Consider the following 13,924-nt stretch of genomic DNA (forward strand, 5'->3'; position numbering starts at 1 on the left):
GGGGCGTGGACGGGTGCAGATCTCCGAACTCAGCGACCGCAGCGGGCTGACCGTTCAGACGATCAAGTTCTACATCCGCGAGGGCCTGCTGCCGAAGGGCACCTCGACCACGGTCACCCGCGCCGACTACGACCAGCGGCACCTGGAGCGGCTGCGGCTGATCCGGGCGCTGCGCGAGGTCGGCGACCTGCCGGTGGCGTCCATCAAGAAGATCGTCGCCGCGATGGAGGACGAGTCGGTCGGGCTGCACGAGCTGTTCGGCACCACCCAGTACGCGCTCGGCCCGCACATCATCCCGCCGAACGACCCGCACTGGCGGGCCGCGCGCGAGGACGTGGACATGCTCGTCCGCGAGCTGGGCTGGGAGGTCGGCGAGCGCGCGCCCGCCCGCGCGCTGCTCGCCCAGACCTTCGTCGCGCTGCGCCGGCTCGGCTTCCCGGTCACCCTCACCGACCTGCGCCCCTACGTCACCGCCGCGACCTCGGTCGCCGAGCACGAGATCAACCGGGTGGCGCTGGACAACCCGCGCACGCTGACCGTGCACGCGATGCTCGCCTCGACCGTGATCTACGAGCAGGTCCTCACCGCGCTGCACCGGCTCGCCCAGGAGGACGCCTCCGCGCGCCGCTTCGCCCCCGAAGCGTCCTGACCCGCGAAACCCTGGCACGCCGAACCCCGGCACGCGAAACGGCGGCCCGGCCGGCGGAAAAACCGATTCGGCGGCCGGAATGGCGTTCCCGCACGTCGCCGGCGGTGTGACTCACGCCACTTCGGCACTTTTCCCGTATATCGGGTCGGAATTCTCATGTCGCATTAACGACGTAACATGGGAATTCACCGGTGCGAAAAGAGGGCGAAGTGAGCGGCCGATGAGCGTCCAGGACTCCCGCGACCGGCATCCGCGCTGGACGGAGCGGCTGCTGGCCGAGGGCCGGGACCCCGACCCGCGGTTCACCCTCGCCAACGAGCGGACCTTCCTCGCCTGGATCCGCACCGCGCTGGCCCTGATCGCGGGCGGTGTCGGGCTCGCGCTCAGCGGGCACCTGATCACCGGTCCGCTCCGGCACGGCCTGGCCGCCGCGTTCGCGGCCGTCGGCGCGCTGGTCGCGATGCTGGCGTTCCGGCGCTGGCTGCGCACCGAGCGGGCGCTGCGCAAGGACGAGACGCTCCCGCCGCCCGTCCTCGCGCCGCTGATGTCCTACGGCCTCGCCGCCGCGGCCGTCGTCGTCCTGGTGGCGCTCCTGCTCACCCGATGACCGTCCGGGACGGAAGCGGCAGGCCCGCGCGGCGCCCCGGTCGCGTGCCGCAGGAGATCTGGGACCCGGGGGCGCAGCCGGAGCGGACCTCGCTCGCCTGGACGCGGACGACCGTGGCGTTCATGGCGGCCGGGCTGCTGTGCGTGCGCCTCGCCCCGGACGACCTGGGCACCGCGCTCGCGGCCGTCGCGGTGTTCGGCCTGGCGGCCCTGCACGCCCGCCGGACGAGCTGGCAGCGGCGCAAGCGCGGGCGGCGGCTCCGGGCGGGCGAGTCGGTGGCCGATCCCGGCTCGATCCTGCTGCTGACCAGCGTGACCGTCCTGCTTGGGCTGATGGGGATCGCGTTCGCGCTGCACTGAGCGATCCATGCGAGCCCATGCGAGCCATGCGGGGTGCGCATGGCTGCCATGTGAGATGTTCGCTGGTGGTATGGCTCGCGGCGTCCTAACGTCGTTCGCGTTATGACACGCATCGCTTTCCTTGGACTCGGGCGCATGGGCGCCCCGATGGCCGGACGGCTCCTCGCCGCCGGCCACGAACTGACCGTCTGGAACCGCACGCCCGAGCGTGCCGCCCCTCTCGCCTCGCGGGGCGCGCGCACCGCCGCGACGCCCGCCGAGGCCGTCGCCGGGCACGACCTGGTGATCAGCATGCTGACCGACGCCGCGGCCGTGCACGACGTGCTGCTCGGCGCGCGGATCGCGCCCGGCACGCTGGTCGTCGAGATGTCCACGATCGGCCCGGACGCCGTGCGCGAGCTGCGCGAACGCCTCCCGGCGGGCGTCGCGCTCGTGGACGCGCCGGTGCTCGGCAGCGTCCCGCACGCGGAGGCCGGCGAGCTGATCATCATGCCGGGCGGGGCGGACGCGGACGTCGAGCGCGCCGCGGACGTGCTCGGCGTGTTCGGGCCCGTCCGGCCGGTCGGCGCGTCCGGGCAGGGGGCGGCGGCGAAGCTCGTCGTCAACAGCGCGCTGATCGCCGCGTTCGGCGCCGTCGCGGAGGCCGTCCAGCTCGCGACCTCGCTCGGGCTCGACCGCGACACCGCGCTCGAACTGCTCGGCCGCGCGCTCCCGCAGGCCGAGCGCACCCGGACCCGCAACCCGGACGCGCCCGTCACCTTCACCGCCGGGCTCGCCGACAAGGACCTCGGCCTCGCGCTCGGCCTGCTCGGCCCGGACGCCGGCGTGCTCGCCGCCGCCCGCGCCCACACCGCCGCCGCCGTCGAGCGCGGCCTCGGCGGCGCCGACATCACCGTTCTCGTCCCCTCGGAGGCCGCCGATGCGCGTGACCATTGACAACCCGCCGACCGTCCCGGCGACCAACGGCTTCTACTCGCACGTCGCGCACGTGTCGGCCGGGCCGCTGCTGTTCCTGTCCGGGCAGGTCGCGTTCGGCGACGACGGCGAGATCGACGGCGTCGGCGACATGGGCCGGCAGTCGGAGGTGATCATGTCGATCATCGAGCGGCTGCTCGCCGCGCACGGCGCGTCCTTCGCCGACGTGATCAACATCCGCACCTTCGTCACCGACCTGTCCCGCGTCCGGGAGTACGGCGCGGTGCGCAACCGCTACTTCCCCAAGGACCCGCCGACCAGCACGACCGTCGAGGTGTCCAAGCTGTTCCACCCGGACGCCCTGCTGGAGGTCGAGGTCGTCGCCGCCGCGCCGGCCGCCTGACCCGGCGTCACGGCCGCGCCGTGGCCGCGGGCTGGAGCAGCTCGGCGGCCACGGCGCGCAGGTCGTCCAGGAAGGCGGTGACCGCGGGGGCGCGGCGGGCGTGGCGCGCGACCGCCGCATAGACCGCCCGCTGGGGCTCGGCATCGGCGTCCGCGACGGACAGGGGCTTCAGGGCCACGTCGTCGCGGACGCCGCCGACCGCCAGCGCGGGCACGAACGTCACGCCGAAACCGGCGGCGACCAGGCCCAGCTTGGACGTCCACTCCGCCACCCGCAGCGGCGTCCGGGGGACGAACCCGGCAGGCGCGCAGCGGGCGTGCAGGGCGGCGACGGCCGCCGCGTCGTCCGCGACGATCCAGTTCTCGCCCGCCAGCTCGTCCAGCGGGACGGTCCGGCGGCGCGCCAGCCGGTGCGCCTTCGGCAGCGCGACGAGCAGCGGGTCGCCGCCGAGCGCGATCAGATCGGTTCCGAGCTTGCCCAGCTTGTGGGTGCTGACCAGGGCGAGGTCGAGCTCCCCAGCGTCCAGGGCGGGCAGCAGGCGCTCGGTCAGCCCCTCGCGCAACCGGATCTCCACGCCCGGATGCCGCGCCCCGAACCGGCCGAGCGCGCGCGGGACGAGCACGGCGTTCGCCGTCGAGAACGCCCCGAGCCGCAGCATCCCCGTATCCACCTGGCGGAGGCCGTCCAGCGCCCGCGCGGTGTCGGCGTACCGCTCCAGCAGGGCGCGCGCGTGCGGCAGCAGGTACTCCCCCGCCGGAGTCGGCCGGACGCCCCGGGCGCCGCGCGCGAACAGCTCGACGCCGCACGCCTCCTCCAGCGTCCTGACCTGCCGCGACACCGCCGACTGCGTGTAGCCGAGCGCGGTCGCGGCGGCGGTGAACGAGCCCAGCTCGGCCACCGACGCGAACGTCCGCAGCAGCACGGGATCCAGGGCTTCGGCGCGCACCGCCGCAGCATACGTCCCGCCCGCCCGGTCCGCGCGCGCCCGAGCGGACGCCGCACGACAGGGGGCGGACCGGCGCGGGATACCCCACCGCGATTGTGTGGAATGCGGGGCGGCTTGGTACGCTCAGGCATCACTTTCCGTGATCACCGCAGCTCGTGATAGGTCCGCCCGTGCCCGAAACCCGCCCGTTCGCCAGCCTCACCACCGACTTCGGCGCCGCCTACAGCGGCACCTGCGCGGGTGTGATGTACGCGATCGCCCCCGAAGCCAACGTGCTCGTGCTGAGCGACGAGGTCACCCCGTACCGGATCGTCGAGGGCGCGATGCTGCTCCGGCAGGCGCTGCCCTACCTGCCGGTCGGCGTGCACGTCGGGATCATCGACCCGGGCGTCGGCACCCCGCGCCGTCCGGTCGCGGTCGCCACCGGACGCGGCGACGTGCTGGTCGGCCCGGACAACGGCCTGCTGGTCCCCGCCGCCGAGGCGCTCGGCGGCGTGACCGCCGCGCACTACCTGGAGAACCCCGCCTACCGGCAGCCCGCGGTCTCCACCACCTTCCACGGCCGGGACATCTTCGCGCCCGCCGCCGGACACCTCCTCACGGGCGTCCCGATCGCCGAGCTGGGCGCCGCCGCGGACGCCCTGCTCCCGCTCGACCTGCCCGCCCCCGTCGTCGCGGACGGCTCGCTCACCGCGTCCGTCCTCTACACCGACCAGTTCGGCAGCCTCGTCCTCGGCGCCGAGCCCGCCGACCTCACCGGCGCGCTCGGTGAACTGCCGTTCGGCACCGGCCTCGAACTGGCTTGGGACGGCGGCCGGGCGCGCGTACCGTTCGAGGAGACCTTCGGCAAGGTCGCCGTCGGCGAGTCCCTGGTGTGGGTCGACTCGTCCGGGCGGCTCGGCCTCGCCGTCAACCAGGGTTCGGCGGCCGAACGCTTCGGCCTCGCCGACGGCATGGCCCTGACGATCACCCGAGCCTGACGCACCCGCGCCACCCGAGGACCCCGCAGACCCCGCCGCTCCCGGTTCCACCGCCACTCCGATCCCGTCGCATCGCTGGAGGCCCGCCTTGGCCCGCCGTCCCCTGCTGACCGCCCTCGCCGGGCTGGCCGCGCTCACCCTCGCCGCGTCCGCGTGCGCGCCACAGAAGAAGGACGACTCGTCCGCCGGGAAGTCCCCGGTGCCGGCGGCGTCCTGCACCAAGGACAAGCTCAAGCTCGTCAAGCCCGGCCAGCTCACGGTCGCGACCGACAAGCCCGCCTTCGAGCCCTGGTTCAAGAAGGACGACCCGACCAACGGGCAGGGCTACGAAAGCGCCGTGGCGTACGCGGTCGCGGGCAAGCTCGGCTTCGCCAAGACCGAGGTCAAGTGGGTGACCGAGTCGTTCGACTCGTCCTACGCGCCGGGCCCCAAGAAGTTCGACTTCGACATCAACCAGATCTCGGTGACCCCGGCCCGCGAGAAGGCCGTGACGTTCTCCGACGGGTACTACGACGTCCAGCAGGGCGTGGTGACCATGAAGGACGGCAAGTTCGCCGACGTCACGCAGGTCGCCCAGCTGAAGGACGCGAAGATCGCGGTGCAGGTCGGCACGACCGCGCTGGCGGCCGTCCGCGACCAGATCAAGCCGGGCAGCCAGCCGAAGGTGTTCAACAACCAGATCGACGCGGTGAACGCGCTGAAGAACAAGCAGGTGGACGCGATCGTCGTCGACCTGCCGACCGCGTTCTACGTGACCGCCGCGCAGGTCGAGGGCTCGAAGATCGCGGGTCAGCTGCCGCAGAGCTCGGGCAACAACGAGCACTTCGGCCTGCTGCTCCAGCAGGGCAACAGCCTCGCCGGCTGCCTGAACCAGGCGATCGGGCAGCTCAAGTCGTCCGGGGACCTGGCCAAGCTCCAGCAGCAGTGGCTGACCTCGGCCGCGGGCGCGCCGGTCCTCAAGTAGGGACGCCCCGGTGACCGCCACCCCCGAGACCTGGGTGAAGAGCGAGCGGCAGCTCGCCCGCGAGCGCGCCCACCGCCGCGCCGGGATCCGCAACGGCTCGCTCGCCGCCGCCTCCACGATCGTCTTCCTGGCGGTCGTGGTGGGCGGCGTCGTCGCCTCGCCCGGCTGGCCGAGCGTCCAGGACAAGTTCTTCAACTGGGGCGAGCTGAAGGCCGCGTTCCCGGACGTGCTGAGCGGCTTCTGGATGAACGTCCGGATCTTCCTGCTCGCCGAGCCGGTGATCCTGGTGATCGGGCTGCTCGTCGCGCTCGCGCGCGGGCTGCGCAACCCGCTGTTCTTCCCGCTGCGCGCGCTCGCGGTGCTCTACACCGACGTGTTCCGCGGCATCCCGACGATCCTGCTCGTCTTCATGATCGGGTTCGGGCTGCCCGCGCTGGGGCTCCAGGGCGTCCCGACGGACGCGGCCGTGCTCGGCGGCGGCGCGCTCGTGCTGTCCTACGGCGCGTACGTCGCGGAGGTGTTCCGGGCCGGGATCGACTCGATCCATCCGAGCCAGCGGTCGGCGGCCCGGTCGCTCGGGCTGTCCCAGGCGCAGGCGCTGCGGTTCGTCGTCCTGCCGCAGGCCGTGCGGCGGGTCGTCCCGCCGCTGCTGAACGACTTCGCGTCCCTGCAGAAGGACACCGCGCTGGTCGGGACGCTCGGCGTGGTCGAGGCGCTGCGGCAGGCGCAGATCCACTCCTCGGACACCTTCAACTACACGCCCTACCTCGCCGCCGCGGTGCTGTTCGTCGCGCTCACGGTGCCGATGGCCCGGTTCACCGACCACCTCGCGGCCCGCGCCGAGCGCCGCCGCGCCCCGGGAGGCAAGTGATGAGCCGTCCGCTGCTGGAGGTCGAGGGCCTCTGGAAGACCTACCACGGCCATCCGGTGCTGCGCGGCATCGACCTGGACGTCGCTCCGCACGAGGTGGTGTGCCTGATCGGGGCGTCCGGGTCCGGCAAGTCCACGCTGCTGCGCTGCCTGAACCTGCTGGAGGACGTGGACGACGGCGCGGTCACGCTCGACGGCGACGAGATCACCGCGCCCGGCACCGACCCGGACGAGGTGCGCAAGAAGATCGGCATGGTCTTCCAGTCGTACAACCTGTTCCCGCACATGACCGTGCTGGACAACATCACCCTCGCGCCCGTCCGCGTGCACAAGCAGGGCAGGCGGGAGGCCGAGGAGCGGGCCCGCGAGCTGCTGACCCGGTTCGGGCTGGCGGACAAGGCGGGCGAGTACCCCGACCGGCTGTCCGGCGGGCAGCAGCAGCGCGTCGCGATCATCCGCGCGATGGCCGGCGACCCGAGCGTGCTGCTGCTGGACGAGGTGACCTCCGCGCTCGACCCCGAGCTGGTCACCGAGGTCATGGGGATCATCCGGGAGCTCAAGGAGCAGGGCATGACGATGGTCCTGGCGACCCACGAGATGGGGTTCGCGCGGGACATCGCCGACACGGTCTGCTTCCTGAGCGACGGCGTCCTGCTGGAGCGCGGCCCGGCCGAGCAGATCTTCACCGAGCCGCAGGAGCCGCGCACCCGCGAGTTCCTCCGCCGCGTCCTCGCGTCCCGCCGCCTCTGACCCCGCCTTGGACTGGGTGCCCGGCATGGGCTGGGTGCCCGCCATGGATCGGGGGCCTGGCGTGGGCTGGGAGAATCCGGATATGGATCTCGACGTTGTCGCCTGGGTGCACATCGCGGACGGCCGGATGCTGGCCGTCCGGTCGCGCGGCCGCGACCTGCTCTACCTTCCCGGCGGCAAGCGCGAGCCCGGCGAGGACGACTGGACGGCCGTCGCGCGCGAGGTCCGCGAAGAGCTGGGGCTGACCCTGGACGCGGCGTCCTTCCGCGAGCTGGGCGTCGTCCGCGCCCCCGCGCACGACCAGCCGCGCCACTCGCACGTCCGGATGGCCTGCTTCACCGCCGGGTACGGCGGCGAGATCGCCGCGACGGGCGAGGTGGACGAGTTCCGCTTCGTCGGCCGCGACGAGCGCGCGCTGCTCGCCCCGGCGTCCGCGGCCGCGCTCGACCTCGCAGCCGAGCACGGCCTCCTCTGAACGCGGTGTTCTGAAACCGGGTCAGGCGGACTCTTCGGCCGGGGCGGGCGCGACGGCGCGGCGGGCCGCGGCGGCGCGCTCGGCGTCCGCGCGGGCGGCGGCGAGGATCATCTCGTCCACCAGCCAGCGGGACTGCGGGGACAGGTCGACCAGGGCGCGCAGCACGTCGGTGCGGACCACGCCCTCCTCCACCTCGCGGCGCAGCGCCTTGAAGGTGAGGTCGTCGTCGATCGGCCCGGCCTCCGACGCGAAGCCGAAGTAGCCGATCGGGACGCCGAAGAACGTGGCCAGCGCGGTCAGCGTGCGCAGCTGCGGGTTGTCCTGGCGGCCGGTGCGCAGCTTCCAGACCGTGGTGGACGAGATGTCCTCGCCCGTCGCGTGCGCGATGGCGCTTGCGGTCTCCACGTTGTTGCGCGGCGCGGGCGCGTCCTGCGGCCACATGTTCTGGATCAGCCACTCGACCTTGTCGGCGAGCATCGCGCCCGGCGTAGGCGGCTTGTCCACCGGCTGGACCGGCGGCACTCCGAGGGGCCGCCCGTCCGGCGCGTCCGGCTCGTTCCCGGTGTTCTCCATGCACCATCCCCTTCGCTCAGGCAACGACTTTAGTTGACCCGAGCGCCGTTCGTCAGCAAGGACACATATCCGGTCGCGTCGCGTATCGAGATGATCACGGAACGCGACCCGCCGGGCGATCTCCCCGCCCGGCCGCCGTCCGGCTGCTTACATCGTGCCGAGCAGGTCGTCCGGGGGGAGGTGACCGCCTGTGGGGAGATCCGCCACGGCGCTGGCCGCGGAGCTGGCGCGCCCGTGCGGCGTGGGACTGGTCGGGGACGGCGCGGACGGCTTCGTCCGGGCCGTCATCACCGAGCTGCTCACCCAGCGGGGCCCGCGCGCCCGGGTCGTCCTCGCGCGGACGGAGGTCGCCCGAGTCTTCGGCACGGCGTTCGACGAACCGCTGCGCTCGGCCCTCGCGCCCGAGCTGCACGTGTGCGACCTGCTGGAGGACGCGATCGAGCACCTGGAGCTGGAGATGCTCCTCAGCGACGCCGAGCGCGCCAACCCCGACCTCAGCCCGACCCGCGGCCGCGGCATGCCGACCACCTTCTGGATCTCCACACCCGGCCAGGACGACGACGTCGTCCTCCCGCTGGTCCGCCGCGGCTCCTCGAACCGTCCCGTGGGGATCATGTTCGGCGTCTGGCCGCACGGCCGCACCTGCTCGGTCGACGCCGCCGGCACGGTCACCACCGCGTCCGGCCCCCGGCACGTCCGCCCGCTGACCTCCGCCGAGGCCCTCGCGGCCCTCCGCGCCCACGCCTCCACCGAACGCACCGGCTGGCTCTGAATCGCCCCGCTGAATCCCGGCGGCACGCTGCCGAAAATGCGCGATCAATGATCAGTGAAAAACGAACGAGGCCCCGGTCGTGATGACCGGGGCCTCGTTCTTCGCGCGTACCCCCGAGCGGATTCGAACCGCCGTTACCGCCTTGAGAGGGCGGCGTCCTAGGCCACTAGACGACGGGGGCCTGGATCTTGCCTCGTGCCTTCGCGGTCTCCCGCTCGGCCTCGCCCAGCTTAGCGGATCGCGCCCGGCTCGCCGACCGGTTTGCACCGATCCGCTCCCCTGACACGATCGAAGCCCCGACCGCGTGTGCGGCGATCAGGGCTCTCACCTGCTGAGTGCGTACCCCCGAGCGGATTCGAACCGCCGTTACCGCCTTGAGAGGGCGGCGTCCTAGGCCACTAGACGACGGGGGCCTGCGCGACACCGGTCCCCGCTTCCGCGGGACCGGGATCAGCTGGGGTACCAGGACTCGAACCTAGACTAACTGAACCAGAATCAGTCGTGCTGCCGATTACACCATACCCCAGTGCCGTGAGCTTTCCCTTGGGCCCTTCCGGGCCTTCCGTTCCGCTCGCGCCTTGAGAAGAATACAGGACTGCCGGACGAGTGCCAAAACGAATAGCGGAGGCGTCCGAGCAGCACCTTCCGGCGGTCCGGCGGTGTCCGGAATCGCCCGTCCGACCGGCGGTCTCGGTCGGCGGGCGGAGCGCTGTCGCGGGTCGGCGGCGAGGGGCGGGCGGGGGCTAGCGGCTGAAGCCGGGCGGGCCGACGTAGGTGTCGGCCCAGTCGCCGAGCGGGCGCATGAGGCGCCAGGACTCGCGGACGCGGTCGACGACCTCGGGGGTGGCCATCCACGGGTCCGAGGGCCAGCCCCGGCGGACGTAGAGGCCGGTGTGGCGGAGCAGCTCGATGCGCGGGTGGTCGGCGTCGAAGCCGCGCGGGCGGGTCTTGAGGGTCGCGCCCGCGACCTCCAGGCCGGCGTCGCGCAGCTCGTCCACCAGGGCTTCGAGGGCCTTGCCGGACGCGGGGGCGTGCACGGCCGCGCGGTAGCGCTTCAGGCGCTCGCCGTCCATGGAGTACATGCCGCCCGCGACCATCATGCCGTCCGCGTCGATCTGGACGTAGAGGGAGCCGCCGGACGCGAGCGCGCCCTGGTGGTCCTTGTAGGGCGTCTTGTCCTTGCTGAAGCGGACGTCCCGGTGCGGCCTGAACACCTTGGACTCGCCGAACTCGTCCTCCAGCTCGGCGACCAGGGCGAGCATCGGCTCCCGGACGTGCCGTTCGTAGCGGTCCTTGTTCGCGGTCCAGTAGTCCCTGCTGTTGTCGGCGGAGAGGCCCTCGTAGAAGGCGAACGCCTCGTCGCCGAACCCGTCGAAACTCATTGATCCTCCTTGGATACGCGCACGGCGTCCCTGGACAGAGCCTAGGGACGCCGTGCGACGGCTTCGACCGCTCCGCGCGGACGCGGTCAGTCGCGCGCGACCACGCGGTTGGTGAGGGTGCCGATGCCCTCGATCTCGACGCCGACCTCGTCCCCGATCTCCATCGGCCCGACACCTGCCGGGGTGCCGGTGAGGATCACGTCGCCCGGCAGCAGCGTCATGACCTGCGTCACGTACTCGACCAGCTCCGGGATGCCGTGCATCAGCTGCGACGTGCGCGCCTGCTGCTTGACCTCGCCGTTCAGCCGGGTGGTGATCGCGAGGTCGGACGGGTCGAGCTCGGTCTCGATCCACGGGCCGAGCGGGCAGAACGTGTCGAACCCCTTGGCCCGCGTCCACTGCCCGTCCTGCTTCTGCAGGTCGCGGGCGGTGACGTCGTTCGCGCAGGTGTAGCCGAGGATGACGTCCTGCGCGCGGGACGCCGGGACCTCGCGGCACAGCCGGCCGATGACCACGGCCAGCTCGCCCTCGAAGTCCACGCGCTGGGACAGCTTCTCCGGGTAGGCCACGGCCTCGCCGGACCCGATCACCGCCGTGGACGGCTTGCTGAAGACCACCGGCTCGGCGAGCGGCTCGCCGCCCATCTCGCGGGCGTGCTCGGCGTAGTTCTTGCCGATCGCGATGACCTTGCTGGGCAGGATCGGCGCGAGCAGCCGCACGTCGGCCAGCGGGAAGCGGTGCCCGGTGAAGGTCAGGTCACCGAACGGATGAGCCGCGATGGCGGCGATGGTGTTCTCTTCGACCACCCCGAAGGACATGCCTTCGCCGGTGGAGAACCTCGCGATTCGCATGTTCAGCAGCCTAATCGCCGCGCGGCCTCAGAATCCGCACGGCCGTCCGGCCAGCAGGCAGCCCTGCGGCTGCGCGGGCTGGCCCGTGGCGCCGATCCGGACCGTCCAGGACCCGCCGGGCGGGATCGGGACGAGCCCGTCGATCTCCACGTGGGTGCCGCCGTGCACGAGCGCGGCGCCCCAGATCGCGTGCACGTCCGCGCGCGGCGTGTCGAAGGTGATCTTCCAGCCGGTGAGCGGCCTGCTCCCGCTGTTGGTGATCACGAACTGGCCCTCGAAGTACCCCTGGTCATGCTGGACGATCTGGAAGCTGATCCCGTTGCCGCGGGTGACCGGCCCGAACGCGCCGGGCTGCGGGCTCACGCCGGGCGGCAGCGCCCCCGGCGTCCCGCTTCCGGACGGCGCCGGCGACGGCGTGGCGGTCGGCGCGGTCGGCTGCTCGGACGGCCCGTTCCCGGACGGTTCGGTCGTCGGCGGCGCCGATCCGCTCGGAGTGCTCGAAGGCTCGGCGCTGCCCGTCTCGGAGGCGGCTGGGGCTGCCGTGGACGACGCCGCCGGCTTCTTCCCGGACGAGCCGCCGACCAGGAACGCCGCTGCTACCCCGACCAGGACGAGCAGGACGCCCAGGCTGATCGCCGCCAGTACCACCAGCCTTCTGTTCCGTCCGCCCGGCTGCGGTGGGACGCCCCCGCCGGGCGCCGTGCCCACTCCCCCAGGCGCCGTACTCGCTCCGGCGGCCCCCATCGCCATCCCGACCGGCACGCCCGCCGCCGCAGCGGGAGCCGGGGCTGCCGCGGGCGCTCCCGCGGGCGTGTGCGGAGGTACCGGCGGGGTCGGCGACGGGGTTCCCACCATCGGTGTCGGCGCCTCGGGCAGCGGTGCCACCAGCCGCTCGGCGGGCTTCTCCGCCGGAGGCTGGACGCCGTGTTCGGCAGACGACGCTTCGGCGGCAGGCGCCTCCGAGGCGGCGAGCGCGGCCTCCGCGCCGAAGCGGGCCGTCCACTCGTCCTCGGGCGCCTGGGCAGGCTCCGAGGGCCCGGTCTCCGTCGGGACGGCCTCGACCAGCGTGGCCGGAGGCGGCGCGCCCTGGAGCGTCTCGTCGGCCCGCGCCTCCTGGCGCTGAATCGGGATGTCAGTCACGGTCGCGCCGGAGCCGGGCAAATCGCTGACCTCGTCGGCGGGCCGGCCGGTGTCGGTGACGTCGTCCGCCGGAAGATCGGTGATCGTCACGACGTCCGCCGGGAGGTCCGTGATGGTCGCGTCGTCGGCTGGGAGATCCGTGACCGTCGCATCGTCCGCCGGGAGGTTCGGGACCGGCGTGTCGTCGGCCGGGAGGTCGTCCGCGGGGAGGTCGGTGATCGTGTCGACCGGGGGCGGGGACGGGGTGTCGTCCGGCGGGGTGTCGGTCCGCGTGGCGTCGGGGCCGGCGGGGGGCCGGTGCGGGATCGCGAACTCCGCGGTGTTCGTGTGGTCCGGGGGGACGTAGCCCGGGGTGTCGCCGCTCACCTGGTCACCTCTCCAGCGCATCGGTTCTCTGGATGCGACGGTCGGCGGGGCGGTCAGGTTCGGTCCGCAGGTGGTCATTCCGGGCGGATCCGGCGGACGGTCCGGGGCTACTCCTCCGAGCCGCGGCGGGCGGCGAGGCGCTGGTGCCGGTTGAGCATGTCGGTGATCAGGCCGATCGCGTCCGGGCTGGTCGTGTCGGGGGCGCCGCTGAGCCAGCGGGTGGCCTCGGCGAGCAGGTCCTCGGCGGAGTCGCCGGCGCGGCGCTCGTCGGCGAGGCGGCCGAGGACGTCGCCGAGGCGCAGCGCGGCGTCCGGGCAGCCGGCCTCGGCGGCGCGGCGGAACCAGGCGGCGGCCTGCTCCAGGTCGCCGTCCTGCTCGAAGGTCGCGCCCAGCCCGAAGGCGACGCCGGCGAACGTCTCGTCCCCGGCGGACGGCGCCGGCGCGGGACGCCAGGTGCGAACGGGCATGGGCTCTCCGGGTCTCGGCTGTCAGGAACGCGAAAGCGCGCCGGGTTCCTCGCGGCGCGCGATCGCGGGTAACTCATGGTGGCCGCCGGACCCACGCTTCGCCACCGGTTTAGCCATGTTCAGCGGCATTTCTCAGTGTTCAACCTGACACGAACCGTCATCAGCCCTGGTCAGGGAGAAGATTCTGGTAATCCGGATGCCGCTGGATCCACGACCGGATGAAGGGGCAGAGCGGGACGACCTCGCGCCCGGCCGCGCGGACGTCGTCCAGCGCGCCGCGGGCGAGCGTGCCGCCGACGCCCTGCCCCTCGAACTCCGGGAAGACCTCGGTGTGCGTGAAGACGACCGTCTTCCCGTCCCCGCGCAGCTCGTACTCGGCGAACCCGGCCAGGGCGCCGTCCACGGTGATCTCGAAGCGGCTCTGGTCGCGGTCGTCGGTGACGTTTCTGCTCATG

Annotated in this window: 18 protein-coding genes and 3 tRNA genes; 11 read left to right on the top strand and 10 right to left on the bottom strand. The window is 73.1% G+C overall.

The window, feature by feature from the left end; translation table 11 throughout:
• The first annotated feature begins 13 nt into the window (after nucleotides 1-13).
• From FHU30_RS25390 to FHU30_RS25410, 5 genes are all read left to right on the top strand, one after another.
• Nucleotides 14-649: a MerR family transcriptional regulator gene (locus FHU30_RS25390; RefSeq protein WP_253879100.1), complete on the top strand. Its 636-nt coding sequence runs from the start codon at nucleotides 14-16 to the stop codon at nucleotides 647-649.
• Nucleotides 650-869: 220 nt separating this feature from the next.
• Nucleotides 870-1,256: a YidH family protein gene (locus FHU30_RS25395; RefSeq protein ID WP_253879101.1), complete on the top strand. Its 387-nt coding sequence runs from the start codon at nucleotides 870-872 to the stop codon at nucleotides 1,254-1,256.
• Nucleotides 1,253-1,615, top strand: a complete 363-nt coding sequence (locus FHU30_RS25400) for a DUF202 domain-containing protein (protein ID WP_253879102.1) — start codon at nucleotides 1,253-1,255, stop codon at nucleotides 1,613-1,615. Before FHU30_RS25395 ends, FHU30_RS25400 begins: the two co-directional genes overlap by 4 nt.
• A gap of 135 nt (nucleotides 1,616-1,750) precedes the next feature.
• Complete coding sequence (locus FHU30_RS25405; RefSeq protein WP_253879103.1) at nucleotides 1,751-2,551, top strand: NAD(P)-dependent oxidoreductase; 801 nt, start codon at nucleotides 1,751-1,753, stop codon at nucleotides 2,549-2,551.
• On the top strand, nucleotides 2,535-2,933 hold the full coding sequence (locus tag FHU30_RS25410; RefSeq protein ID WP_253879104.1) for a RidA family protein: 399 nt from the start codon (nucleotides 2,535-2,537) through the stop codon (nucleotides 2,931-2,933). Before FHU30_RS25405 ends, FHU30_RS25410 begins: the two co-directional genes overlap by 17 nt.
• Before the next feature lie 7 nt (nucleotides 2,934-2,940).
• Here the strand turns inward: FHU30_RS25410 and FHU30_RS25415 are convergent, their stop codons facing one another.
• Nucleotides 2,941-3,879 (bottom strand): LysR family transcriptional regulator, encoded by a 939-nt coding sequence (locus FHU30_RS25415; protein ID WP_253879105.1) that lies wholly within the window; start codon nucleotides 3,877-3,879, stop codon nucleotides 2,941-2,943.
• 170 nt (nucleotides 3,880-4,049) lie between these two features.
• On the opposite strand from FHU30_RS25415, the gene FHU30_RS25420 reads away from it, so the two are divergent.
• From FHU30_RS25420 to FHU30_RS25440, 5 genes are all read left to right on the top strand, one after another.
• Nucleotides 4,050-4,859 (top strand): SAM hydrolase/SAM-dependent halogenase family protein, encoded by an 810-nt coding sequence (locus FHU30_RS25420; protein WP_253879106.1) that lies wholly within the window; start codon nucleotides 4,050-4,052, stop codon nucleotides 4,857-4,859.
• Nucleotides 4,860-4,947: 88 nt separating this feature from the next.
• Nucleotides 4,948-5,823 (top strand): ABC transporter substrate-binding protein, encoded by an 876-nt coding sequence (locus tag FHU30_RS25425; protein WP_253879107.1) that lies wholly within the window; start codon nucleotides 4,948-4,950, stop codon nucleotides 5,821-5,823.
• Nucleotides 5,824-5,833: 10 nt separating this feature from the next.
• Entirely contained in the window at nucleotides 5,834-6,694 is an 861-nt protein-coding gene (locus FHU30_RS25430) for an amino acid ABC transporter permease (RefSeq protein WP_253879108.1), read from the top strand.
• A complete protein-coding gene (locus FHU30_RS25435) occupies nucleotides 6,694-7,443 on the top strand; it encodes an amino acid ABC transporter ATP-binding protein (protein WP_301323630.1) in 750 nt (249 codons plus the stop codon). Before FHU30_RS25430 ends, FHU30_RS25435 begins: the two co-directional genes overlap by 1 nt.
• Before the next feature lie 82 nt (nucleotides 7,444-7,525).
• A complete protein-coding gene (locus tag FHU30_RS25440; RefSeq protein ID WP_253879109.1) occupies nucleotides 7,526-7,918 on the top strand; it encodes an NUDIX hydrolase in 393 nt (130 codons plus the stop codon).
• 21 nt (nucleotides 7,919-7,939) lie between these two features.
• Here FHU30_RS25440 and FHU30_RS25445 read toward each other — a convergent pair whose 3' ends face one another.
• A complete protein-coding gene (locus FHU30_RS25445) occupies nucleotides 7,940-8,491 on the bottom strand; it encodes a helix-turn-helix domain-containing protein (RefSeq protein WP_253879110.1) in 552 nt (183 codons plus the stop codon).
• 190 nt (nucleotides 8,492-8,681) lie between these two features.
• Here FHU30_RS25445 and FHU30_RS25450 point away from each other — a divergent pair, with 190 nt between their 5' ends.
• Nucleotides 8,682-9,263, top strand: a complete 582-nt coding sequence (locus FHU30_RS25450) for a hypothetical protein (protein WP_253879111.1) — start codon at nucleotides 8,682-8,684, stop codon at nucleotides 9,261-9,263.
• A 108-nt stretch (nucleotides 9,264-9,371) separates the two neighbouring features.
• On the opposite strand, the gene FHU30_RS25455 is transcribed toward FHU30_RS25450, so the two are convergent.
• The 8 genes from FHU30_RS25455 to FHU30_RS25490 form a co-directional block, all read right to left on the bottom strand.
• Nucleotides 9,372-9,444, bottom strand: a tRNA-Glu gene (locus FHU30_RS25455).
• Nucleotides 9,445-9,603: 159 nt separating this feature from the next.
• Nucleotides 9,604-9,676 (bottom strand) — tRNA-Glu (locus FHU30_RS25460).
• 41 nt (nucleotides 9,677-9,717) lie between these two features.
• A tRNA-Gln gene (locus FHU30_RS25465) sits at nucleotides 9,718-9,789 on the bottom strand.
• A 217-nt stretch (nucleotides 9,790-10,006) separates the two neighbouring features.
• Nucleotides 10,007-10,645: a DUF2461 domain-containing protein gene (locus tag FHU30_RS25470; protein ID WP_253879112.1), complete on the bottom strand. Its 639-nt coding sequence runs from the start codon at nucleotides 10,643-10,645 to the stop codon at nucleotides 10,007-10,009.
• A gap of 86 nt (nucleotides 10,646-10,731) precedes the next feature.
• Nucleotides 10,732-11,496 carry a fumarylacetoacetate hydrolase family protein gene (locus FHU30_RS25475; RefSeq protein WP_253879113.1) on the bottom strand — a complete coding sequence of 255 codons (765 nt, stop codon included), beginning with the start codon at nucleotides 11,494-11,496 and terminating at the stop codon, nucleotides 10,732-10,734.
• Nucleotides 11,497-11,523: 27 nt separating this feature from the next.
• Nucleotides 11,524-13,002 (bottom strand): cellulose binding domain-containing protein, encoded by a 1,479-nt coding sequence (locus tag FHU30_RS47225; protein WP_253879114.1) that lies wholly within the window; start codon nucleotides 13,000-13,002, stop codon nucleotides 11,524-11,526.
• A gap of 107 nt (nucleotides 13,003-13,109) precedes the next feature.
• A complete protein-coding gene (locus FHU30_RS25485; protein ID WP_253879115.1) occupies nucleotides 13,110-13,469 on the bottom strand; it encodes an SEL1-like repeat protein in 360 nt (119 codons plus the stop codon).
• A 160-nt stretch (nucleotides 13,470-13,629) separates the two neighbouring features.
• A complete protein-coding gene (locus FHU30_RS25490) occupies nucleotides 13,630-13,923 on the bottom strand; it encodes a GNAT family N-acetyltransferase (protein WP_253879116.1) in 294 nt (97 codons plus the stop codon).
• Nucleotide 13,924 lies beyond the last annotated feature (1 nt).

Origin of the sequence: Actinomadura rupiterrae, from assembly GCF_024172125.1 — a bacterium.
Lineage (GTDB): Bacteria > Actinomycetota > Actinomycetes > Streptosporangiales > Streptosporangiaceae > Spirillospora > Spirillospora rupiterrae.